This is a genomic window from Flavobacterium sp. LC2016-13, from assembly GCF_009707955.1.
Lineage (GTDB): Bacteria > Bacteroidota > Bacteroidia > Flavobacteriales > Flavobacteriaceae > Flavobacterium.
Genome location: NZ_WMDQ01000008.1, coordinates 240,616 through 264,126 on the forward strand (window position 1 = coordinate 240,616; position 23,511 = coordinate 264,126).

Consider the following 23,511-nt stretch of genomic DNA (forward strand, 5'->3'; position numbering starts at 1 on the left):
AATACAAAAATATAAAAATTATTTATTTAACTCATTAAAATCAATATTTTTAACTCTTAATTTAAATAATAAAATCAAATTACTTATTTTATGATAAATAAAAGTCATTTTTACATTTTAATATAAACATCAAATCAGACTTATTTTTATCTTTACAGAAATTAAAAAGAATCGCATGGATATTTTAGATGAGTTTGACATAAAAATTATCAAAGAATTAGAAAAAGACGGAAGAGTTGCTTATTCGACAATCGCTACTAATTTGAAAATATCAAATACAATGGTGCACCAACGTATTAATCGTTTATTTGAACAAGGTATCATTACGGGCATCAAACCTATTTTAAACGAAAAACAAATTGGTTACGATTGGGCTTCTTTTACAGGAATTACACTAAATAAAGATTCTGATTCTGAACGAATTATCGAAGCCTTAAAAGAAATTCCTGAAATTACAGAATGTTATTTTGTTACGGGATCTTTTACGCTTTACCTGAAAATTACGGCTAAAAACCACGAACACATGCGTAAAATTTTATATGAAAAAATCGATAACATTCCCGGAATTGCCAAAACAGATTCGATGGTAGAATTGGGATGTGCGTTTAAGAGAAACATCTCTTTATAATTTAAAATCTATATTAGTTAATTTCCTGATAATAAACCTCAAAAGAAAATTCTTCTGAGGTTTTTTTGTACAATAATATTTCTGATATTTGTTAAAAATTGTAAAACAATGAAAAATTCTGTCCTTCTTATTTCTGCTATTATACTGTTTTCTAACACTATAAACGCACAATTAAAACCTGTAAAATACGCTGACGGTGCTCAGGTATTAAATGGTTTATCTATAAAAGCTGCTAAAAAAAGCAGTCAAAATCCGGGAATATTACTTTTGCCGGCTTGGTTAGGAATTGATAATGCTTCTAAAGAAATAGCCGAAAAATTATCGAAACTGGGTTATACTGTTTTTATTGCTGATATATACGGTGAAGGAAATTATCCAAAAAACACTGGTGAAGCAGGAAAAATGGCAGGTTATTACAAAACTAATGTTGCTGATTATCATAAAAGAATCAATTTGGCTTTGCAGGAATTAATCAAATCCGGAGCAAATGCAGATAATATTGTAGCAATTGGATATTGTTTTGGAGGAACCGGAGTTCTTGAAGCTGCACGCGCACATTTGAATGTAAAAGGAGTTGTTTCATTTCATGGTGGTTTAGGTAAAGATGCCGCAAGAGCCGTTGAACCTATTACAGCTAAAGTTTTGGTTTGTCACGGTGCAGATGATCCGTATGAATCTAAGGAAGAAATTACAGCTTTTCAACAAGAAATGCGCGATTCAAAAGCCGATTGGCAAATGATTTATTATGCTAATTCCGTACACTCTTTTACAAATCCCGAAGCCGGAAATGACAATTCTAAAGGAGCAGCTTATAATGCGGTTGCTGCAAAAAGATCTTTTCAGCATTTACAACTTTTCTTAGATGAAGTACTGAAGAAATAAAAATTAAACCCAAACTAATCAAAACCAACTATAATAACCAATGTCACATAGTCCAATTAGAAAAGATAAAACATGCCTGAATTGCAGACATGTTGTAGAACAAAAATTTTGCCCAAATTGCGGACAGGAAAACACAGATAGCCGAAAAACATTTCATCATTTGTTTATTCACTTTTTTGAAGATTTAACGCATTATGAAAACGCTTTTTGGAAGACGATTAAAAATTTACTTTTTAAACCATCGACGCTAACAAAGGAATATCTTTCCGGAAAAAGATTATCATATCTTGCTCCTGTTCGTTTGTATATTTTTATAAGTTTTGTGACTTTTCTTTTAATTGCTTTCTTCCCTAGTAAAGTATCGGAAAACCTGGATAAAACTGACAAACAATTTTCTTCAAAATTCGAAAAAAAAGATAAAAAAAATAAACATAATATTAAGACTTTCAACTCAAACAAGCACTTTGAATTAACTCCGATGAAAGAAATCGACTCGATTCAGAAATATGGTAAAGAGGAGGAAAAATTATCAGATTTTCAATATTGGATTTATGAAAAAGCGGTACACGTAACCGAGCATAATACGCAAAGAGAAATTATAGAAAAATTCATTGAATCATTTATTCATAATATCCCTAAAATATTATTTGTCATAATGCCTTTCTTTGCCTTCTTTTTATGGCTCTTTCATGACAAAAAAAAGTGGTATTATTTTGATCACGGTATTTTTACCCTGCATTATTTTTCTTTTTTACTTTTAATATTTCTCATCTTATTCATTATTAATAAAGTAATTGGATTATTCGGAGAAAATAGCCCAATTGCCTTTATAGCAGATATAGCTACTTTTGTTGGAATGATTTGGATGTCATATTATTTTTATCCTGCTCACCACCGTTTTTATGGAGAAACCAGATTTGTTTCATTTGTTAAAAGTGTAATATTGTTCGTTATTAACTCCATTTTTATTCTATTTTTACTAATACTTTATGTTTTATACATATTCCTTAATTTACATTAAACAAAAAATGAAAAAAACCTTAATTTTATTACTAATTGCCTCTGCATTTTCATGTAAGAATACGCAGTCGGTTGTATCTAAAGACAATTCAGATCCAACTAAATACGTGAATGTCATTACCGAAAAAGATTTAAAAACAATGTTATATATTGTTGCTTCTGATGAAATGGAAGGTCGCGAAACTGGCTCAAAAGGACAGAAAAAAGCAGGCCTTTACATGATCGAGCAATACAAAAAAAATGGTATTTCGTTTCCTAAAGGTGCAAAAGATTATTACCAAACAGTTCCTGCAGCTTTTTTGAATGCTAAAAGAAATGAAAATTTACCTGATTCTGAAAATATTTGGGCATATATCGAAGGTTCTGAAAAACCGGATGAAGTTCTTGTAATTTCAGCACATTATGATCACGTTGGAATTAAAAACGGAGAGGTTTACAACGGAGCTGATGATGATGGTTCTGGTACTGTTGCTGTTATGGAAATTGCAAAGGCTTTTGCAAAAGCTAAAAAAGATGGACACGGACCAAAACGTTCTATTTTATTCCTGCATGTTACAGGTGAAGAACACGGTTTACATGGTTCTCGTTATTATTCTGAAAATCCGTTATTTCCTATTGCAAACACGATTACCGATATCAATATTGATATGATTGGCCGTCGCGATGTTGAACACGCAAAAACAAATAATTATGTTTATGTAATTGGTGCTGACAGATTATCATCAGATTTACACAATGCTGTTGTAGCTCAAAACGAAAAATACACCAAATTAGATTTAGATTTTAAATTTAATGATCCTAAAGATCCAAATCATTTTTATGAGCGTTCTGATCATTATAACTTTGCAAAACACGGTATTCCGGCAGTTTTTCTTTTCAACGGAGTTCACGAAGATTACCACGGTAAAGGCGACGAACCTCAAAAAATCGAATACGATGCTTTAACTAAAAGAGCACAATTAGCTTTTGTTATCGCCTGGGATTTAGCAAATAGAGAAAATAGACCAGTTGTGGATAAGAAATAGCTTCTATTTAGACACAAAGGTTCAGAGTTGCAAAGGTTCAAAGGTTTTTCTAAACCGCTAAGGTTCTGAGTAACTAAGTTTCTAAGATAAAAAGCAAAAAGGGATGAGTTTAAAAACTCATCCCTTTTTTTATATTATAAGATTCCTAAAAAAACCTAAGAACCTCAGCACCTTTGTAACTTTGAGCCTTCCTCCTAGTCATTCATAGAAATCAAAAACTCTTCGTTGTTTCTTGTTTTCTTGAAACGATCGTTTACAAAATCCATAGATTCTACCGGATTCATATCTGAAAGATATTTACGCATGATCCACATTCTTTGTAATGTTTTTTCGTCTAATAATAAATCGTCACGACGCGTGCTTGATGAAGTAAGATCGATTGCAGGGAAAATACGTTTGTTTGCAATTTTACGATCTAATTGAAGTTCCATGTTACCGGTTCCTTTAAATTCTTCAAAGATAACCTCATCCATTTTAGAACCTGTTTCAGTCAATGCAGTTGCGATGATACTTAATGAACCACCGTTTTCTACATTTCTTGCAGCTCCAAAGAAACGTTTTGGTTTTTGCAATGCATTCGCATCAACACCTCCACTTAAAACTTTTCCAGATGCTGGCTGAACAGTATTGTAAGCTCTTGCCAAACGTGTAATAGAATCTAATAGAATAACGACATCATGTCCGCATTCTACCAAACGTTTTGCTTTTTCAAGAACGATATTGGCGATTTTTACGTGTTCTTGTGGTTCTCTGTCAAAAGTAGAAGCAATAACTTCTCCACGAACACTTCTTTGCATATCTGTAACCTCTTCAGGACGTTCATCAATCAAAAGAACGATCAAATAAACTTCAGGATGATTGGCTGCAATCGCATTTGCAATGTCTTTTAACAACATTGTTTTACCAGTTTTTGGTTGTGCGACTATCATACCACGCTGTCCTTTTCCTATAGGAGAAAATAAATCGATAATACGTGTTGAAACTGAACTGCCTTTTTCGGCTAATTTGAATTTTTCAGAAGGAAAAACCGGGGTTAAGTGTTCGAAAGAAACTCTGTCGCGAACTACTTGCGGATCGTGACCATTAATTTTAAGTACACGAACTAAAGGGAAAAATTTCTCGCCTTCTTTTGGTGGGCGAACCACTCCTTTTACAGTATCTCCGGTTTTAAGGCCGAATAATCTGATTTGTGAAGTTGATAAATAAATATCATCCGGAGAGGCTAAATAATTATAATCTGATGAACGTAAAAATCCGTATCCGTCAGGCATCATTTCAAGAACACCTTCACTTTCAATAATTCCGTCAAATTCAAAATCTGAATCTCTGAAATTGCTCTTTTTATTTTTATGATTTGGATTTTGGTTGCCGTTATTTGTATTTCCATTTACATTACCATTCCCGTTTTGATTTGGATTCTGATTCGGATTTTGGTTTGAATTTGGATTTTGGTTTTTATTTTGATTCGGATTTATCTTTTTTACCGGAGCAATTTGTTCTGTTTTTTCAGCTATTGGAGCTGAATTTGAAGTTTCTGTTTCTACTTGTTCTTCAGAAACTGTTTCTTTTACAGCTTCTTTTTCTTTTTGTAAAGCGACCTTTTTCTCGTAAGCTGATTTATTAAATTTTACAATTTTTGGTCCTTTTTTCTCTACTTCAGTATTTTCAGCTGTTTCAGCTGCTTCAACATTTTCTTCAGCTTTTGGTGTTGGCTGAATTTTTGCGTTTTGCTGCCCTTTTGTATTTGGTTTAGAAACTACGGGAGTTTCTGTTTTTTCTGGTGTTTCCTCTACTGTATCAAATTCTAAAACGGGAGCATTTTTTGAAATGACTGCTTTTTTTGCAGGAACTATTCTCGCTCTTTTGGGTTTATCATCATCATTCGTTTCGGCAACAGCATTAACAGGCGGCGCTACAGTCGCTTCTTGATGTGCTAAAATCTGACTTATTAAAGTCTCTTTTTTAACGCCATTAAACTTTATAGTTTTAGCTAACTTAGCTATTTCTTGAAGCTCAGAAAGCTTCATTTCTTTTAATGCAGAAATATCAAACATGAATATTCTATGAATTTAATTATTTTAAAGGAAATACTGTAAAAAGAATAGGTAGATAATTGTTTTCAATTGACCGCAGTATGAAGTGCTTACGGTATTATGATGCAATAATACGAATAAAATTTAATCATACAATAGTATTTATAAAAAAGAAAATATATTTTTGTAAAACAATTTTTCATCATGATACAAAGAATTCAAACCGTATATTTACTTCTTACCTTTATAATAACAGGGGTATTAATGTTTTTTATTCCGCTTTGGACATTGAACAACGGAAAAGCATTCTATTTTATGCAGGACCAGGTTTACACTATACTTTTAGGTTTAAGCACTATGCTTAGCATTATCAGTATTATTTCATACAAAAAAAGACAAAATCAGTTTGTAATGGGCAGACTGAACATAATATTAAATTTAATTTTATTAGGATTATTTGTATATCGATCTCTAAATTTATCTGGAGATACAACTACAATTGTATCAGAGAAAGGTATTGGGATGTTTCTACCAATTGTTGCTATCGTATTATTAGTGTTAGCTAATAAGGCCATCAAAAAGGATGAAGATCTCGTAAAATCTGTAGACCGTTTGAGATAAACCTATAAACTTAAGTTTTTTGTGCGAAGAGAACCCGAATTTAAAATTCGGGTTTTTTTGTGCCTTATATTTTTTTTAATTTCTTATCTGCTCCTTAAAACAAAGGTTTAAAAGTGATTTTGTAAGATAATTTTTTCATAAATTTGATTCCAGATTCAAAAAAATCATGACACATAAAATAAGGATACATCTTGCCGATGATCATCAGGTACTAATCGATGGACTTACGAATTTATTACGCACAGTTTCTGACTTTGAAGTTGTTGGTAATTCATTGGATGGAACAACAATTTATGATAATGTCATTGAAAATAATGCTGATATTTTATTATTGGATATTAGCATGCCTAAGAAAGATGGAATTGAAGTATTAAAAGAATTTAATCAAAAAGGATTTCCCTGCAAGGTTATAATTCTCTCCAGTTATGATGAATTGAAAATTATTAAAGAAGTAATGAAATTAGGTGCAAAAGGTTATCTGACCAAAAAAAGCGCCGGAGAAAATATTATTGAAGCGATTGAAGCTGTAAAAAGAGATGAAGAATATTTTGACAAACATGTCAGAGAAAAAATCTTCACCAGCTTTACCCAAAACAATCCAAAACTAAATAAAAATTCTTTTAGTGAAAATCAGGTTTTAAGTGAACTTGAAATTATTACCTTGATATCGTTAGAATACAGTGGAAAAGAAATTAGCGAACAACTTTTTATCAGTTTGAATACTGTTGAAACGCATCGAAAAAATATCATGAAAAAATTGAAAACCAAAAATGTAATTGGTCTTGTAAAATACGCATTAAAAAACAATCTGATTAATCCTTAATCTCTGTTATTATGGCTTATTTCAGAATCTTTACAGTACTTATTTTCTTTTTGATATCTGGCGAATATTCTATTTTTAGTCAGGAAAAATCATTTACAAAAGAAATTAATACATCAGAGCCTAAAACAAAAATCGATCAGAGAAAATTGACCGATAAAAATAAGCAGTTACTTGAACTCGAAAAATCGACCACCAAAAAAATAGTAAGCTTATTTATTATTCTCGTAATAATGGTTTTGGTTTTATTTTACTTCGTTTATGAGAACAACAAACTCAAACAGAAAAATAAGAGAAAAGAAATTCGGCAAAAAATTCAGCTTGGAATTATTAATGCAAGTATTGATGCTCAGGAAAATGAAAGAAAAAAAATTGCAGCATTTTTGCATGATAACATTAATTCTTTGCTGTCTTCTGTTGGTTTGCACTTAAATGCGTTTTCAGTTCAGAATAATATCCAATCTGAAGAACTTCTTAAAGCAAAATCAATTTTAGAAGATGCCCACGATCGTTTGCGTGATATGTCGCATGAACTAATTCCAGCTCTTTTAGTTCGCTTTGGTTTAATACATGCCTTAGAAGATTTATGTGAAAAAAATTCGAATTCTAACCTCTATTTTGAGTTTTCAAATTCAATTGCTCCTGAAGTAAGATATAGTGAAAAAATCGAAATGAAGATTTATTTTATTGTCGCTGAATTATTTAACAACATTATAAAGCATAGTGGAGCTAATAAAGCTCAAATTTCATTAAGCGAAAATCAAAATCTGCTGATTATCATTATTCATGATAATGGAAAAGGTTTTAAAGCCGAAAAGCTAAAAGATGTTGAAGGTTTTGGCCTTAACCGAATTAGAGCCAGAATTAAAAAATACAAAGGAAATATTTCTATCACTTCTAAATTCAACGAAGGAACTTCAATTAAAATAAAAATTCCTGTAACACATTAGAAATCTTATTTTTTTCCGATTTCGATTATTTCCAGATCTTTTATTTTATCATCATCAATCACAAATCGCAACATGGTTCGCATTTGATGAAATCCACTTTTTCCTGCAGCACCCGGATTCATGTGCAGTAAATTGTTTTTTTTATCAAATATAACTTTTAAAATATGTGAATGTCCGCAAATGAATAATTTAGGCGGATTTGCTGCCATTTCTTCTCTTATTGCCGGATTATATTTTCCCGGATAACCACCAATATGCGTAATCCAAACAGATACATTTTCGCATAAAAATCTATTGTGCAACGGAAATTCTAATCTTGCTTGCGCATCATCAATATTTCCATAAACACAACGCAATGGTTTTAGTTTTTTTATGGTATCAGTAACATTCAAATCTCCAATATCACCCGCATGCCAAACTTCATCGGCCTGATTAACATATTTCAAAATGGTATCATCAATATGACTGTGAGTATCGGAAAGGAGAAGGATTTTTTTCAATTTTTAAAGGTGCAAAGGTTTTTATTAAAAGGTGCAAAGACTCAAAGGTACAAAGGTTTTCTTAAAAGATATTAAGGTTCTGAGATACTAAGTGGCTAAGGTTTTTTAATACAAAACCCAATTCGCTTACGCAAATCGGGTTTGTATCCTAACAGGTTTTTAAAACCTGTTAGGTATTTTATTATTTATTCTAAACCATTTAAATTATACCTAACAGGTCTTCAAGACCTGTTAGGATATTTAAATACCTGAACAGTTATTATTTCTTTGGATTTTTAACGTCTTTAGAATCTTTCGTATCCATCATTTCCATTAGTTTTAATCCTAACAAACCACTGATAGAACCGTCAGAACCACCGTTTCCTGAAATTAAAACATCTGGGATTACTTTGATATTTCCTTTACCAATTTCCTCGGTTACTTTATATCTCGTAAAGTTATCTCCGCCCATCGCACTTACCTGAAGTTGATACGATTCTGCAGTCGATTTACCAATTGCCATAATTTTCTCAGCTTCTGCTAAACCTGTTTTAGAGATTCTTTCTGCTTCAGCGCTTGCGTTTAATTTTGTTGCTTCTGCCTGTGCTCCTGCTCTTGCTTTTGTTGCTTCAGCTTCGGCATTGGCGCGCATTTTCGTAGCTTCAGCTTCAGCGTTTACATTCAGTTTTAAACTTGTTGCATCCCCTTCTGCTTTTTTTACGGTTGCGTCTGCGGTACGTTGTGCGATTTCAACACTTTGCGATGCACGAACGATCTCTTTTTGCATATCAGCAATAGCCGTTTCTTTTTCCATTCCCTGACGTTGTTCCTGCGCCATTTTTTGGGTTTGATAGGTCTTTTGCTCTTCTTCTGCTAGTTTTCTGTCCGTTAATGTTTTCATCAATGAATCTGGCGGAACTATATCTCCAATTAACGTATCAACAGCATTCACATTATATTCATCCAGAACTACTTTAATGTGATTTTTAGCAGATTCCTGACGTTCTTTTCTTGTACTTAAAAACGAAATCACATCACTTTCCTGAGCCGAGTTTCTAAAATAGTTACCAATAGTAGGCTCTAAAACCTGAGAAACCAGATTGGTCATACTTCCAAAACGGGCAATAACTTTTGGCGCTTCATTTGCCGGAACGTGAATAATTTGTGACACATCAAGATTAAACGGGAAACCATCTTGAGAACGAACCGTAATCGTTGATAAATTATGGTCAAGGTTGTGTGCTTCACTTCTTGCATCTGCCCAGTTCAGCACCAAATTTGTTGTTGGTACGGCTTCGAGTTTCGTGGTGTATTTATTCAGGGCATATTTTCCTGGACCCAGCGGTTCCATCCAAACACCACGTTGTCCTTTTGACACAATATTTCCGTGTTTAAAATGTTCACCAGTCATATCCAATCCGTCTTCACCGATATATGAAATCACAACTCCTACGTAACCAATTGGCACATCTGTCATTGGATTTTGCTCAATTTGAATTGCCCAAGTATTGATATAATAAGAACCAGCCAAAATTACCTGTGGTTGTAAACCTCTGTTTCCGCCAAGATTCAGGAATTCGTCACAATCCTGAAAATTGTTGTGTCCATCTACATATTTACCTGCAATCTGACCAATCGGTATAGGTTCACCGTCAAGAGCCGTCACGATACCAATCATGTTTTCGAAAATCTTGATTTGTTCTACAATTACGATTTCAAAAAGAAACGTATTGATACGATACGAACCTGTCGTAATAAAAGCCGTTTGACGTCCTTTTTGTCCGCCATTATCCAGGAAAGACTGAGCATCCTGAAAGTTATCGCTGGTTACTTTTCGGGCTAGAATTCGTCCCGTCGGAATTTCTTTTCCGTCCTTACTTAAAACAAGTCCAATTTTGCCTTCGGGTACAATAGTAAAACTTGTCATATCAATAGAATATTGCCAAATCCACATCGCCCAGTACAAACCCGGAGCAAGCGTTTGTGCCTGATAACCCGCCTCACCTTTTGTCGCAATAATACGGCCATCAGGCAGCGACCTGTCTGCTCCAAACAAAACGAATTTTTTGGTTACTAAACCAATTTTATCCTCAGGAACCATAACCATTCCGAAGAAAACACGTAAAATAAATTTGTAAAATAAGATAGAAAATACGATTAGTAAAATCCACCAGTAAGAAGTAATTTCATTCATGGTTTTTGATATTTAGGTTGCAAACATAGGAGAAATATTTCCTATTAAAATCAAATATTTTAAAAATTAACTTTTGCCAATTTTATCTAAAAAATGTTAAAAAAAACCTTTGATTAAATCGTTGGAATTGTCAATTTCTGACACGATTTTTTACTAAACAAACTATGATTGGTATTTTTGGTTTTAACAGTTTTTTGAGAAGGTTCTGAGGTTCTGAGAAGCTAAGTTTCTAAGTTTCTTTATTTAGATTTAAGATAAGAGGAACACAGTTGGAAAGATTTTCGTAGATACATGTTGCAATGTTTATTTTATATATTTTTTATATCTCGCGTAAGACGCATTACTGTGTGCTTCTACAATATCAGCACGTAAAAAATCTCAGAAACTTAGCCTCTCAGAACCTTAGCAACTTCAAAAAATCCTTTGTACCTTTGCCACTCAGAACCTTTGAACCTTCACCTTGAGATATTTTATTCAATTTGCTTATAACGGAACACATTATCATGGTTGGCAGTTTCAGCCCAACGCATCTTCAGTTCAGGAAACTTTAAACAAAGCATTTTCGGTTTTATTAAATGCACCTATAAATATAATGGGCGCAGGAAGAACTGATACCGGAGTTCATGCGCAGGAAATGTATGGACATTTTGATTTTGAAGCTCCGATAGATGTTCCGAATTTACTACATAAGCTGAATTCGTATTTACCAAAAGACATTGCAATTTTTGATATCATATTGGTTCACGATGACGCTCATTGCAGATTTGATGCCACCAAAAGGACTTATGAATACCATATCAATACTGTTAAAAATCCGTTTTTGGAGGAATTGAGTTGGTATTTTAATCAAAAATTAGATGTAGCTTTGATGAATGAAGCCGCAAAAATCTTATTGAACCATACCGATTTTCAATGTTTTTCGAAAGTAAATACAGATGTAAATACATTTGATTGCACGATTTTTGAGGCGTATTGGAAAAATGAAAATAACAAATTAGTTTTTACTATTTCGGCAAATCGTTTTTTGAGAAACATGGTTCGTTCGATTGTGGGGACTTTAATAAATATTGGTTTGCATAGAATTTCACTTGTCGATTTTGAAAATATTATCGCCAGTAAAAGCAGAGAAAAAGCCGGGTTTTCGGTTCCGGCACATGGTTTATATTTAACCAAAATTAATTACGAGTATTTATAGCTGTAAGCTATAAGCAATAGGCTTTAAGCATTAAGTGTTAATCCTGTTGCCTAAAGCCTAAAGCTTAAAGCATATAAAAAATAAATGAAAGCAAAAGCATTCGACACCGGATTATTTAAACGAATTTTAACGTATACCAAACCTTATAAATGGCGCTATTACGGCGTTATTCTTTTTGCTGTTTCGTTATCGATTTTTGCAGCACTTCGTCCCTATTTATTAAAAGAAACGGTCGACGGCTATATCAAGACTCACGATAAGAGTGGTTTATTGATGTATATCATGTTGATGGGAGCTGTGCTTTTATGCGAAGTCTTTTCTCAGTTTTACTTTGTTTATTGGGCAAACTGGCTGGGACAGGATATTGTAAAAGACATTCGTACCAAACTTTTCAAGCATATTTTGAGTTTTAGAATGAAGTACTTCGATTTGGTTCCGGTTGGACAATTGGTTACCAGATCTGTTTCTGATATTGAATCGATTGCCCGTATTTTCAGTCAGGGTTTGTTTATGATTATCAGCGATCTTATGAAAATGTTTGTCGTTCTGATTTTTATGTTTTACATGAACTGGAAACTGACCTGGATTGTGGTTGTGGCAATGCCTATTTTGGTTTTTATTACCCGAATTTTCCAACGCAAAATGCAGGTTGCTTTTGAAGAAGTTCGAACGCAGATTGCTAATATGAACTCTTTTGTTCAGGAACGTGTTACGGGAATGAAAATCGTTCAGCTTTTTAACCGTGAGAAAATTGAGGCTGAAAACTTTAAAGAAATCAATGACAAACACCGCGTTGCATGGATTAAAACGATTTTATACAACTCGATATTTTTTCCAATTGCAGATATTATTTCTTCGATTACTTTAGGATTGGTTGTAGTTTATGGTGGATTCAAAATTTTGAACGGAGATCATTTCACGACTTTCGGAGATTTGTTCTCTTATACAATGTTTATAGGAATGTTATTTAATCCTCTTCGTCAGATTGCGGATAAATTTAATGAGATGCAATTAGGAATGATTGCTGCCAATCGTGTTTTTGATATTATCGACACTCAGGATCATATTCAGGATACGGGAACTCTGGAAGCTCCTATTTTTGACGGACGTATTGAATTTGCAGCCGTGCGTTTTAGTTATATTCCGGAAGAAGAAGTGATAAAAGGAATTGATTTATCTGTAGCTTCGGGACAAACAATTGCGATTGTTGGTTCGACCGGAGCCGGAAAATCGACCATTATTAATTTACTGAATCGCTTTTACGAAATTAACAGCGGAACCATTTTTATAGACGGTCAAAATATCGAAGATTATACTTTGGCTTCTTTAAGAAAACAAATTGCAGTTGTATTGCAGGATGTTTTTTTGTTTGCAGATACGATTTACAACAATATTACTTTACACAATCCCGAAATTACACGCGAACAGGTTTTAAACGCTGCCAAAAAAATTGGCGTGCATGATTTTATTATGAGCCTGCCTGATAATTATGATTTTGATGTAAAAGAACGTGGCGTTATGCTTTCGTCAGGACAACGCCAGTTAATTGCGTTTTTACGTTCTTATGTAAGTAATCCGAGTATTTTAATTTTAGATGAAGCAACTTCGTCTATAGATACTTATTCTGAAGAATTAATTCAGCGTGCGACAGAAACAATTACAAAAGGAAGAACTTCTATTATTATTGCACACCGTTTAGCAACAATTGTAAATGCAGACAAAATTGTAGTTATGGATAAAGGTTTGATTGTTGAACAAGGTACACATCAGGAATTGCTAAACAAAACCGATGGTTACTATAAAAACCTCTACGATTCGCAGTTTTCTGTGGCCAACTAAATTTTCAAATGCTAAAAAAGTTCTTAAAAAAGTTAAATTAGCGTTATAGGAATCATAAAACTTATATTATCAAGGAATTATGTAACAAATCTATTTTTTGAATTTTTTATATTTGAGAATATATAAATCAAATGTAAAAGAGCATGCCACAAAATAGATTTTATCCTAATGAGGAATTCAAAGAAATAGAAATAAACGCATCATTACAACTTAGATATGCCATTTCAAACAGAGGTCGATTAATTAGTTTTTCTGAAGAAATAGAAAACGGACGAATCTTAAAAGGAGGACTGAGCGATGGGTATCCAACCTTCAGGTTTAAAGTTAAAAAAGACGATAAAATTGTCAATAAATATCTTTTCTTATACAAGTTAGTTGCAGAATATTTTATCCCTAAACAATCAGAAGAACAGACTTATGTTTTGCACCTGGATTATAACCGAAGCAATGATGATGTAAGTAATTTACAATGGGCTACAAAAGCCGAAATGATGGCGCACAGTCGTAAAAGTCCGCGCGTAATTCAGGCGAAAAAGAACCTGATCGAACACAACTTAAAAGCTGATGGTCGAAAATTGACTACTACAAAAGTCATGTTAATAAAGAAAATATTAGCCAGACCGGAACAAAAAACACGTCTAAAAATGATCGCCAAACAATTTGGCGTAAGCGAAATGCAAATTAGAAGAATTGCCAGCGGAGAAAACTGGGGACATGTTAAGGTGTAACTATGAATTGTTAATTATTAATGGTTAATAACTAATTGCTAATAATGCGAATTAATAATTCACCATTAACAATCAACAATTATTTTGTTACTCTGAGCGAAGTCGAAGAGCTTTTCAACACGAAAGGTCTTCGACTTCGCTTTGTTTATGAAAGTATTAATTTAGAGGAAAAAAGATAATTTATAATTCATAATTTATAATTAACAATTCACATTTTGCCTTTTTACCTTTTTACTTTTTTACAACTTACCATTTTTTAAAATAAATCCTTAAATTCGCAATCACAAATAACAAAAGAAAAATCGGAAAATGAGTTTCGGAATTATAAACTTCATTTTCGGTATTTAATACTAAAAACCAAAAAAATGAAATACGACGTTATTGTTTTAGGAAGTGGTCCTGGCGGATATGTAACAGCTATTAGAGCTTCACAATTAGGCTTTAAAGTAGCTGTAGTTGAAAAAGAAAACTTAGGTGGTGTATGTTTAAACTGGGGATGTATCCCAACAAAAGCATTATTAAAATCAGCTCAGGTTTTTGATTACTTAAAACACGCTTCTGATTACGGATTAAAAGTTTCTGAATTCGACAAAGATTTCCCTGCAGTAGTTCAACGTAGCCGTAATGTTGCTGACGGAATGAGCAAAGGAGTTCAGTTCTTAATGAAAAAAAACAAAATTGACGTTATTGAAGGTTTTGGAAAACTAAAACCAGGTAAAAAACTTGACGTTACTGATAAAGACAACAAAGTTACTGAATATAGCGCTGATCATATTATTATTGCAACTGGAGCTCGCTCTCGTGAGTTACCAAACTTGCCACAAGATGGTGTAAAAGTAATTGGTTACAGACAAGCAATGACATTACCAACACAACCAAAATCTATGATTATTGTAGGTTCTGGAGCAATTGGAGTTGAATTTGCACATTTCTACAACTCAATGGGAACTGATGTTACTATTGTAGAATTTATGCCAAACATTGTACCTGTTGAAGACGAAGACATTTCGAAACAAATGGAGCGTTCTATGAAAAAAGCAGGTGTAAAAATCATGACTAGCGCTTCTGTTGAGAAAGTTGATACTACAGGAACTGGAGTTAAAGCAACTGTAAAAACAGCAAAAGGAGAAGAAATTCTTGAAGCTGACATCGTTCTTTCTGCAGTTGGAATTAAAACAAACATCGAAAACATTGGTTTAGAAGAAGTTGGAATCGCTGTTGACAGAGATAAAATCTTAGTAAACGCTTACAACGCAACTAACATTCCCGGATATTATGCAATTGGAGACGTTACTCCAGGACAAGCTTTGGCTCACGTAGCATCTGCTGAAGGAATTAACTGTGTAGAGAAAATTGCTGGTTTACACGTAGACCCAATCGATTACGGAAACGTTCCTGGTTGTACTTATGCAACTCCAGAAATTGCTTCTGTAGGTTTAACTGAAAAACAGGCTAAAGAAAAAGGATACGAATTAAAAATTGGTAAATTCCCATTCTCAGCTTCAGGAAAAGCAAAAGCTGCCGGTGCTGCTGACGGATTCGTAAAAGTAATCTTTGATGCTAAATACGGAGAATGGTTAGGATGTCACATGATTGGTGCTGGTGTTACAGATATGATTGCTGAAGCAGTTGTTGCTCGTAAACTAGAAACTACAGGTCATGAAATCCTTAAATCTATTCACCCTCACCCAACAATGAGTGAGGCTGTTATGGAAGCTGTAGCTGATGCTTACGGCGAAGTAATTCACTTGTAATACAAAACCGTCTTACGGTTATATATAATTTTCAATTTAAGAAATCCGATTTGTGAAAACAAGTCGGATTTTTTATTGTTAAAATTCAAAAACATTTATGCTAATTATTTTATCTTGTAATTAAAATATAAGGACAGTTAAATTATAATCAAAAATAAATACATGGAAGAAACACCAATATTCTTTGCCGATGGAGAAAATCCAAAAATGATTGAAGCCTTTGAAAAAGCACAGGAAACATTTAAATATTTCTGGAGAGAATTATCTTGGGAATATCGCCGTATTGTTCCGGGACTTGATGTTGCCTGCGTAAAATTGGCCTTTACACAAGAAATAGATAATGAAACCATTGTCGAACATATGTGGATCAACGACATTAATTTTGATGGAGAAAATATATATGGAGTTTTGGTAAATGATCCAGATGAATTAACTAATGTAAGCAATGGTGATGAAGTAGAAATTCCGATTAATCAAATTAGTGACTGGCTTTTTGCAAGTCGAGGAAAAACATATGGCGGTTTTACCATACAAGCTATGCGATCAGAAATGAGCGAAACCGAAAGAGAAGAACATGACGAAGCCTGGGGAATGAATTTTGGCGATTATGATGATATTCTGGTTGCTTTTGAGCAAAAGGAAAAGCCGGAAAATCTTATCGAACATCCAATGAGTAAAAACATGAAGGTTAGTTTGGTTGATTTTATAAAAAATAATCCAAATGAAATTACACATAAAGATGATTTGGGTTATACCCTTTTGCACCGGGAAGCCATTGCCGGAAATAGTACTTCTGTTCAGGTTTTAATAGAAGCCGGAGCCGATATCAATGCGAAAAACATTCATGGCAAAACACCATTAGCTTATGCAAAACAACTTAATTGGGAGCATTTGATTCCTTTATTTTAATAATTATTCTTAAATCCGATTTGCGGAAGCAAGTCGGATTTTTTATTTAGAGATTACCTTCTTTTGTTATTTCAGTTTATTCAAAAGCATATTTTAATAACTTTATAGTCAAATAAAATTTCATGAAAGAACTGTGCATTGTCGAATTTCCATCAAATCTGGGTTTAAAAGAACCCCAACCCGGAAAAGAACCTGGCGTAAAACGCTTACCTGATTGGTTATGGAAACATAATTTGCACAAAAAACTTAATACTGAAAATGTTATAAGGCTCGATGCTCCAAAATATAGCAATGTTAGAGATACTCAAACCAATATTCTCAATGCAAATTCGTTAGTAACGTATGCGAGAGAACAAGCTTATTTAATAAACAATTTACTTTCTCAGAATAAATTCCCTTTTATACTTGGCGGCGATTGCAGCATTCTTTTAGGGCCTGCAATTGCTTTAAAACAAAAAGGCAATTACGGATTATTTTATCTCGACGGCCATACTGATTTTATGGATGTTTCTTTATCTCAAACCGGAGGCGTTGGCGGAATGGCAGCATCAATAGTGACGGGAAACGGACATCAAAAACTAACCAATATTCTGAATCTTGCTCCATATATAAAAGAAGAAAATCTTTGGTGCGTGGGCAACCGAGAATATGATGACGAATACGAAAATGAAATCAGAAATTCTACTGCAACTTATCTTAGTCTTGATGCGTTACGAAAACAAGGAATTTCAAATTGCATTCAATCTTTTTTATCAGAAGTAGAGAACAAAAATCTGGATGGTTTTTGGCTTCATATCGATGTAGATGTTTTAAACGATTCTGTAATGCCTTGTGTAGACAGCCGAACGCCGGATGGACTTACTTATGATGAATTTAATGAACTGACTTCTCTTTTATTTCAAAGCAAAAAATTAAGCGGACTTGAAATTACTATTTTAGATCCAGATTTGGATGCTACAGGACAGTACACAAAAGATTTTGTAGAAAATATCAGCAGTACTTTTAACGCTGCACAAAACAATATCTGATTTACAAAGAGATACATATTCTTAACATTTTAGTGTAAAATTACGGGATGAATTACGATATTAAAATGGTAATTTTGCGGTTCCAAATCTACAATACCACTACAATGAAAAAGATATTCTTCATTATTACAGTCACCCTATTTTCAGCAAACTTATTTTTTGCCCAAACAAAAAAAGTTGCAACTTCAAGTCCAGAAATACAAAATGCTTTTCCAAAGTCATTTGACAATGTAAATGACTTCGAAAAAATCTTAACTCCAAATCAAAATACAACTTTAGAGACAACCCTAAAAGCGTTTTATAAAAAAGCATTTTATAATATCATTATTGTAACCATCTCTTCGACAAAACCTTATAAAGACTTTCAGGAATACACACAAAATTTAGATAACTATCTAGCCAATGACTTAAAACTGGATCCTACCATTTTAATTGTATTAAGCAAAGAATTGAGACAAGTTCAGGTTTTGGGCGTCCAGCTAATTAGCTATAAACTGAACGATGATCAGACAAAAGAAATTATAGCCACTTACGCAGTTCCTGAATTCAAAAAAGGAGATTATTACAAAGGTCTGGAAGATGCCTGTGCTCAATTAATAAAAAAACTGCAATAAGTTTTATTTCTTTTTTTTGCATAATCACCAGGTTGTGTCATTTTGTATCGCTTTATTTTTTTGTGATTAGTACCAAAAAATCAATATATTGTATTCTGTTTTAATCCTAAAAATACATAAACATGACATTAGACGAATACAAAAAAGAATTTTCAGAAGATGATGCTGTAGGATGGTTATCAATCGATAAAGAATTTGAGCGTCTTTATCCCAATCAGGAACCCAAACATTTTGCTCCAGCGATAAGTTATATGCTGGGTGGAGACAGTCCGCTTGATGGCGTAAGTATTTATGAAAGTAAAGAACAAACAGACCATTTTCACTTTGTAACCTACGGATTTTCAGAACTATATTATAACGAAGAAAAGCTAGACAGCGAATTTAGCAAATGGGGATTCGAACTTACTTTTAGATTAAAACCTTTTGATGCTGATAACGGAAATCCTTCGTGGGTAATTGCATTACTGCAAAACATAGCCAGATATGTATTCGACAGCGGTAATTGGTTCGAAGAATATCACTATATGCCCGCAAATGGCCCGATTCGATTAGATACAGAAACAGAAATCACAGCCTTATTATTTGTTGCCGATCCTGAAATAGAAAAAATACAAACACCTCACGGTGAAGTTTCATTTTTACAAATCGTTGGAATTACAGATGCAGAATATGAAGCACTAAAAGAAAAACCTGAAACGGTTGAAGAATTAGTCGCTAAATTAAGAGAAAACAATCCTCTATTAATTACTGATTTAACGAGAAAATAATAAACCTAAAATCATATAAAATCCGATTTGTGAAAACAGGTCGGATTTTTTTTTGGCGTTTCCTCCGGCCGGGCTGTCCGCTATATCTTTTATGGCTCCCGAAGCCTCGGGACTGCCATAAAAGGATGCCGCTTCCATCCCTAACGCACACTCAGTTTTCATAACAACCGAAATATAATTAAGAAATTCATTATAAAAAAACAGTATATTAGCCTTATAAAACATTGACAATCAAATTAAAATTTTAAATCAACAAATTAAAAATAATGATTGGATTACTTGTAGAACTTGCTATTTCCTGGTTATTATTATGGTTTTTATATAAAACAGATTTATCCGTTTTAGGTTTTTATCCCACTAAAAATCGAATCTATGATTTTCTTTTTGGCTTTTTTACAATTGCCATTTTTTGTCTTTTATATTTTAAAACCATAGCCATTTTAACCAATCATAGTTTTGAAATCAATAAAAATTTTACAACAATCCATTTTTTCAAAGGTGCGTGGTGGGTTTTAGTTTCCGTTTTATTTGAAGAATTTATTTTTAGAGGAGCTTTACTTTATATCTTAATTAAAAAATTAGGAATTAATAAAGCCTGTATTATTTCCGGAACAGCTTTTGGAATTTATCATTGGTTCTCATACGGAGCACTTGGAAATCCCGTACAAATGCTATTTGTGTTCATTATGACAGGACTTTGGGGAGTAGCTTTCGCATATGCTTATGCCAAAACAAAATCTTTGTATTTACCAATCGGACTTCATTTGGGCTGGAACTTAATTAATATCGTCGTTTTTTCAAGAGGACCTTTAGGAACACAGCTTCTTCTTAATAATGAAAAAAAATTAGATGGTATAATCTCTCTAGTGTTCTTTATTTTACCAATTATTGCATTGCCCCTATTTACTTATTTATATTTAACAAAATCAAAGAAAACAAAAACTTTAAATAGTGAATATTTAAAGTGAAATTTTGAGAATTCAATTTAAATTTAAACCCAAACACCTACTAAAAATGGCAAAAACATTTTATTCTTATTTAGCATTTATAGAAGATTCTTCGAATGCAGATATTCACGCTCTAAAAAATAATTTAGAAGATTTTTATGCAAAATCTGAAAATGAAAAACCAACGATTACATTCGAAAACAATCAAATAGATATTCTTTTTAATAATGATTACAGTTTATATGTGTTTTTTTCTGAAGAAGAACATATTAATGATGAAGCCCGGGAATTCGCTGCAGAATATAAATTAGATTGGAATGAAAATACCACAAATAAAGAAAAACTAAAAGCCTCTAAAAAACGTTTTGAAATATGGGGAGATGATGATTTTGATATGGATTATTTCAACGACAGCTTATTCGTAATTGAGCAAATCGAAAAATTTAATAATGTGATTATTTTTCATATTGAATAAATCTCTGTAAAAAATAGTAACCTAAAATCTAAAGAAAATGAAATCAAATCTTTTAATGGATTTTTCTGTAAACAAGGAAACCAGTACAGTAAATGTAAAACGAGAATTTAATGAATCAATTTCTAATGTTTGGTCAGCATGGACAGAACCTGAAATATTAGATCAATGGTGGGCTCCCGCTCCGTGGAAATCTAGAACCAAAAAAATGGATTTTACCGAAGGCGGACGAAGATTGTACGCCATGATTGGTCCTGAAGGTGAAGAACATTGGGCTTTAGCCGATTTTAAATCTATAACACCAAAAACAAACTTTAAATATCTGGATGCTTTTTGCGATAAAGAAGGCAATTTAAACACTGATTTTCCGCGTTCTGATTGGGATGTTAGTTTTAGCGAGCAAAATGGTTCAACGTTTGTCGACATTGCAATTAAACATGAAAATATTTCTGATGTGGAGAAAATTTTAGAAATGGGCTTTAAAGAAGGTTTTACAATTGCAATGGAAGGTTTAGACAAAATTTTTGCTAAATAAACTTGACAGGTTTACTTTATAATCATTTTGTCTAATTTTGACGAAAGGAGAAATCACATGCGCATAGACGCACTTTACGAAACACTTGATGTGATTTCTCCTTTCGTCGAAATGACACATTGAAGTGTTTATTTCACAATCTAAAATCTAAAATCCAATATTAGACTAAGACAATAATAGATTTGGCTACATCTGTTTGTTTGTTGTTGCGCAACTTTGTAACATCAAAAATTAGAAACGATGAAAATTATAATTACAGGTTCTTTAGGGAACATTAGCAAACCACTGGCAACCGAGTTAGTGCAAAAAGGACACGAAATTACTGTTATTAGCAGCAATGTCGAAAAACAAACCGAAATTGAAGCGTTAGGCGCAAAAGCAGCAATTGGATCTGTAGAAGATGTTGCATTTTTAACCAATACATTTACAGGTGCAGATGCTGTTTATTGCATGATTCCGCGCGCGAATTATTTTGATCCAAATCTTGACTTGGATGCTTTTACCCGTAACATTGGAAATAGTTATGCCAAAGCTATCCAAAATTCAGGCGTAAAACGCGTGGTTTTTCTAAGCAGTATTGGAGCACATTTAGAACAAAACTCCGGTATTATTCAGCGTTATAACGAAATTGAAGCCGTTTTAAACAAACTTCAAAATGTTTCGATTACGTTTATGCGTCCAACTTCATTTTATTATAATTTACTGGCTTATATACCAACCATAAAAAATCAAGGAATAATTGCCGGTAATTATGGAGCCGATGAAATAATTCCGTGGGTTTCACCAAATGATATTGCACAGGCTATTGCAGATGAGCTACTAACTCCGCTTGACGGCAGAAAAGTTCGTTATGTAGCAAGCGAAGAACTTACAGGTCATGAAACGGCGCGTATTTTAGGCAACGCGATTGGAAAACCGGATTTAAAATGGGTTTTAATAAGCGATGAAGAAGTTTTAGCTGGTTTGGTAAAAGTTGGTATTCAGCCAAAAATTGCCAATGGTTTGGTCGAAATGTACGCCGGACTTTACAACAGTTTATTGGGAGAACATTACTACCAAAACAGACCATCTGAAATGGGAAAAACAAAACTGGCAGAATATGCTAAAGAATTTGCCTCAATTTATAACCAGAATTAAGTACCTTAGACTATGGCAAATCATCAACCATATCGAATAAAAAGTATAAGCGAATTTCACGAGTTTCGGGATTTGCCTAAACCGGAACATCCGTTAGTGGCCGTTTATAATTTTGAAGATCTTAAACGGCTAAACGAAGATGAACCGAAAAGCCTTATGCTTGATTTTTATTCGATTGCGTTGAAACGAAGTCCAAATGCCAAAATGCGATACGGTCAGCAGGAATACGACTTTAACGAAGGTGTTTTGATGTTTATTTCGCCAGGTCAGGTTTTTTCTATTGAAGGAAATGCAGAACTGCAACATACAGGATGGTCATTATTGATTCATCCTGATTTTTTATGGAATACACCGCTTGCAAAAAAAATAAAGCAATATGAATATTTTGGATATTCGGTTTATGAGGCGCTGCATCTTTCTGCAAAAGAAGAAAAATTACTCATTGGGATAATGCAAAACATTCGGCAGGAATACCAATCAAATATTGATAAATTCAGTCAGGATGTGATTATTGCCCAAATCGAATTACTGCTAACTTATGCAGAACGTTTTTACAACCGACAGTTTATTACCCGAAAAATAAGCAATCATAAAATTCTGGAACGTTTAGAAATCTTACTTGAAACGTATTTCAGCAGTGAATCTTTGTCTAAAAAAGGTTTGCCAACAGTGCAGTATATTGCCGAAAACCTAAATGTTTCTCCAAATTATTTAAGCGGAATACTAAAATCGCTTACAGGTCAAAGTACGCAGCAACATATACACGATAAATTGATTGATAAAGCGAAAGAAAAACTTTCTACAACCAATTTATCAATTAGCGAAATTGCATTTGAATTGGGTTTTGAACATCACCAATCTTTTAGCAAATTATTTAAAACCAAGACAAATGTTTCCCCATTAGAATTTAGACAGTCTTTTAATTGAGAAAACA

At 33.1% G+C, this 23,511-nt stretch carries 24 protein-coding genes; 20 read left to right on the forward strand and 4 right to left on the reverse strand.

Going from position 1 to position 23,511, the window contains the following annotated elements; translation table 11 throughout:
- Positions 1-175: 175 nt before the first annotated feature.
- From GKZ86_RS17160 to GKZ86_RS17175, 4 genes are all read left to right on the forward strand, one after another.
- A complete protein-coding gene (locus GKZ86_RS17160) occupies positions 176-628 on the forward strand; it encodes an Lrp/AsnC family transcriptional regulator (protein ID WP_154784295.1) in 453 nt (150 codons plus the stop codon).
- Between the two features lie 108 nt (positions 629-736).
- Positions 737-1,510, forward strand: coding sequence for a dienelactone hydrolase family protein (locus GKZ86_RS17165; protein WP_154784296.1), 774 nt, complete (start codon positions 737-739; stop codon positions 1,508-1,510).
- A gap of 40 nt (positions 1,511-1,550) precedes the next feature.
- Complete coding sequence (locus tag GKZ86_RS17170; protein ID WP_154784297.1) at positions 1,551-2,531, forward strand: DUF3667 domain-containing protein; 981 nt, start codon at positions 1,551-1,553, stop codon at positions 2,529-2,531.
- A gap of 7 nt (positions 2,532-2,538) precedes the next feature.
- A complete protein-coding gene (locus tag GKZ86_RS17175; protein ID WP_154784298.1) occupies positions 2,539-3,555 on the forward strand; it encodes a M28 family peptidase in 1,017 nt (338 codons plus the stop codon).
- Positions 3,556-3,749: 194 nt separating this feature from the next.
- Here GKZ86_RS17175 and rho read toward each other — a convergent pair whose 3' ends face one another.
- Positions 3,750-5,609, reverse strand: coding sequence for a transcription termination factor Rho (gene rho, locus GKZ86_RS17180; protein ID WP_154784299.1), 1,860 nt, complete (start codon positions 5,607-5,609; stop codon positions 3,750-3,752).
- 183 nt (positions 5,610-5,792) lie between these two features.
- Here rho and GKZ86_RS17185 point away from each other — a divergent pair, with 183 nt between their 5' ends.
- The 3 genes from GKZ86_RS17185 to GKZ86_RS17195 all read left to right on the forward strand — a co-directional run bounded on the left by GKZ86_RS17185 (position 5,793) and on the right by GKZ86_RS17195 (position 7,979).
- On the forward strand, positions 5,793-6,209 hold the full coding sequence (locus GKZ86_RS17185) for a DUF4293 domain-containing protein (protein WP_154784300.1): 417 nt from the start codon (positions 5,793-5,795) through the stop codon (positions 6,207-6,209).
- A 166-nt stretch (positions 6,210-6,375) separates the two neighbouring features.
- Entirely contained in the window at positions 6,376-7,032 is a 657-nt protein-coding gene (locus tag GKZ86_RS17190; protein ID WP_154784301.1) for a response regulator transcription factor, read from the forward strand.
- A gap of 11 nt (positions 7,033-7,043) precedes the next feature.
- A complete protein-coding gene (locus GKZ86_RS17195; RefSeq protein WP_154784302.1) occupies positions 7,044-7,979 on the forward strand; it encodes a sensor histidine kinase in 936 nt (311 codons plus the stop codon).
- 5 nt (positions 7,980-7,984) lie between these two features.
- On the opposite strand, the gene GKZ86_RS17200 is transcribed toward GKZ86_RS17195, so the two are convergent.
- Together GKZ86_RS17200 and GKZ86_RS17205 are read right to left on the reverse strand one after the other, a co-directional pair.
- Positions 7,985-8,479: a metallophosphoesterase gene (locus GKZ86_RS17200; protein WP_133508173.1), complete on the reverse strand. Its 495-nt coding sequence runs from the start codon at positions 8,477-8,479 to the stop codon at positions 7,985-7,987.
- A gap of 259 nt (positions 8,480-8,738) precedes the next feature.
- Positions 8,739-10,652, reverse strand: a complete 1,914-nt coding sequence (locus tag GKZ86_RS17205) for an SPFH domain-containing protein (RefSeq protein ID WP_154784303.1) — start codon at positions 10,650-10,652, stop codon at positions 8,739-8,741.
- A gap of 460 nt (positions 10,653-11,112) precedes the next feature.
- Between GKZ86_RS17205 and truA the strand changes: the two genes are divergently transcribed.
- The 8 genes from truA (at position 11,113) to GKZ86_RS17245 (ending at position 19,486) form a co-directional block, all read left to right on the forward strand.
- On the forward strand, positions 11,113-11,847 hold the full coding sequence (gene truA / locus GKZ86_RS17210; protein WP_154784304.1) for a tRNA pseudouridine(38-40) synthase TruA: 735 nt from the start codon (positions 11,113-11,115) through the stop codon (positions 11,845-11,847).
- Positions 11,848-11,931: 84 nt separating this feature from the next.
- Positions 11,932-13,686, forward strand: a complete 1,755-nt coding sequence (locus GKZ86_RS17215) for an ABC transporter ATP-binding protein (protein ID WP_154784305.1) — start codon at positions 11,932-11,934, stop codon at positions 13,684-13,686.
- A 143-nt stretch (positions 13,687-13,829) separates the two neighbouring features.
- Positions 13,830-14,414, forward strand: coding sequence for an NUMOD4 domain-containing protein (locus GKZ86_RS17220; RefSeq protein WP_154784306.1), 585 nt, complete (start codon positions 13,830-13,832; stop codon positions 14,412-14,414).
- A 365-nt stretch (positions 14,415-14,779) separates the two neighbouring features.
- Positions 14,780-16,168: a dihydrolipoyl dehydrogenase gene (lpdA, locus tag GKZ86_RS17225; protein ID WP_154784307.1), complete on the forward strand. Its 1,389-nt coding sequence runs from the start codon at positions 14,780-14,782 to the stop codon at positions 16,166-16,168.
- 162 nt (positions 16,169-16,330) lie between these two features.
- Positions 16,331-17,077 carry a DUF2314 domain-containing protein gene (locus GKZ86_RS17230; RefSeq protein ID WP_154784308.1) on the forward strand — a complete coding sequence of 249 codons (747 nt, stop codon included), beginning with the start codon at positions 16,331-16,333 and terminating at the stop codon, positions 17,075-17,077.
- Positions 17,078-17,199: 122 nt separating this feature from the next.
- On the forward strand, positions 17,200-18,105 hold the full coding sequence (locus GKZ86_RS17235; protein WP_154784309.1) for an arginase family protein: 906 nt from the start codon (positions 17,200-17,202) through the stop codon (positions 18,103-18,105).
- A gap of 104 nt (positions 18,106-18,209) precedes the next feature.
- On the forward strand, positions 18,210-18,719 hold the full coding sequence (locus tag GKZ86_RS17240; RefSeq protein WP_154784310.1) for a YgcG family protein: 510 nt from the start codon (positions 18,210-18,212) through the stop codon (positions 18,717-18,719).
- A 122-nt stretch (positions 18,720-18,841) separates the two neighbouring features.
- On the forward strand, positions 18,842-19,486 hold the full coding sequence (locus GKZ86_RS17245; protein WP_154784311.1) for a suppressor of fused domain protein: 645 nt from the start codon (positions 18,842-18,844) through the stop codon (positions 19,484-19,486).
- Here GKZ86_RS17245 and GKZ86_RS17250 read toward each other — a convergent pair.
- Positions 19,472-19,648: a hypothetical protein gene (locus GKZ86_RS17250; protein WP_154784312.1), complete on the reverse strand. Its 177-nt coding sequence runs from the start codon at positions 19,646-19,648 to the stop codon at positions 19,472-19,474. The genes GKZ86_RS17245 and GKZ86_RS17250 overlap by 15 nt on opposite strands.
- A gap of 104 nt (positions 19,649-19,752) precedes the next feature.
- Between GKZ86_RS17250 and GKZ86_RS17255 the strand changes: the two genes are divergently transcribed.
- The 5 genes from GKZ86_RS17255 (at position 19,753) to GKZ86_RS17275 (ending at position 23,504) form a co-directional block, all read left to right on the forward strand.
- Positions 19,753-20,454: a CPBP family intramembrane glutamic endopeptidase gene (locus tag GKZ86_RS17255; RefSeq protein ID WP_154784313.1), complete on the forward strand. Its 702-nt coding sequence runs from the start codon at positions 19,753-19,755 to the stop codon at positions 20,452-20,454.
- A 46-nt stretch (positions 20,455-20,500) separates the two neighbouring features.
- Positions 20,501-20,908, forward strand: coding sequence for a hypothetical protein (locus GKZ86_RS17260; RefSeq protein ID WP_154784314.1), 408 nt, complete (start codon positions 20,501-20,503; stop codon positions 20,906-20,908).
- Between the two features lie 37 nt (positions 20,909-20,945).
- Positions 20,946-21,440, forward strand: a complete 495-nt coding sequence (locus GKZ86_RS17265) for an SRPBCC domain-containing protein (RefSeq protein WP_154784315.1) — start codon at positions 20,946-20,948, stop codon at positions 21,438-21,440.
- A 240-nt stretch (positions 21,441-21,680) separates the two neighbouring features.
- Positions 21,681-22,577 (forward strand): NAD(P)H-binding protein, encoded by an 897-nt coding sequence (locus GKZ86_RS17270; protein ID WP_154784316.1) that lies wholly within the window; start codon positions 21,681-21,683, stop codon positions 22,575-22,577.
- Positions 22,578-22,589: 12 nt separating this feature from the next.
- Positions 22,590-23,504, forward strand: coding sequence for an AraC family transcriptional regulator (locus GKZ86_RS17275; RefSeq protein ID WP_154784317.1), 915 nt, complete (start codon positions 22,590-22,592; stop codon positions 23,502-23,504).
- Positions 23,505-23,511: the final 7 nt, after the last annotated feature.